Consider the following 635-nt stretch of genomic DNA (forward strand, 5'->3'; position numbering starts at 1 on the left):
CGGACCGGCTGCCGCGCCGATCGCCGGGCCGATCGCCGCCCGCAATCCGGTGGTCTTCGTCCACGGTTACAACGCCGACCCCGGCGTCTGGGGTTCCCTGCGCGAGGCCCTGCGGGCCGACGGGTACGCGGACTCCGAGCTCTTCTCCTTCGGCTACGACACCCACCAGTCCGTCAACGAGGTGCTCTCCGGCCGCCTCGCCGCCCACGTGGACGAGGTCCGCCGGCAGACCGGCGCGGCCCGGGTGGACATCGTGGGCCACTCCTTCGGCTCGCTCGTCAGCCGCTGGTACGTCAAGTACGGCGGCGGCACGGCGGCCGTCGACCACTGGGTCTCGCTGGCCGGCCCCAACCACGGGACCTCCACCGCCTGGGCCTGCGCCCTGTGGGACCAGGCCTGCCGCGACATGACCCCGGGCTCCTACGTGGTGAAGAACCTCGCCTCCGGCGACGAGACCCCCGGCACGGTGAAGTACGCGACCTTCTGGTCGGACTGCGACGAGGTGGTCAACCCCGACAGCAGCGTCCCGCTCTCCGGGGCCCTGAACACGCCGGTCGGCTGCCTGAAGCACAACGACCTGCTGGGGGACGGGGCCACCTCGGCCGGAGTCCGGGCCTTCCTGCGCTCCTAGGCCT

Annotated in this window: 1 protein-coding gene; it reads left to right on the top strand. The window is 72.6% G+C overall.

The features are described from left to right. Positions 1–631: esterase/lipase family protein (locus tag VR44_RS02865; protein ID WP_045945747.1), on the top strand; the 631-nt coding region annotated here is incomplete at its 5' end. Between the last annotated feature and the right edge of the window lie 4 nt (positions 632–635).

Source organism: Streptomyces katrae, from assembly GCF_000966975.1.
Classification (GTDB): Bacteria; Actinomycetota; Actinomycetes; order Streptomycetales; family Streptomycetaceae; genus Streptomyces; species Streptomyces katrae.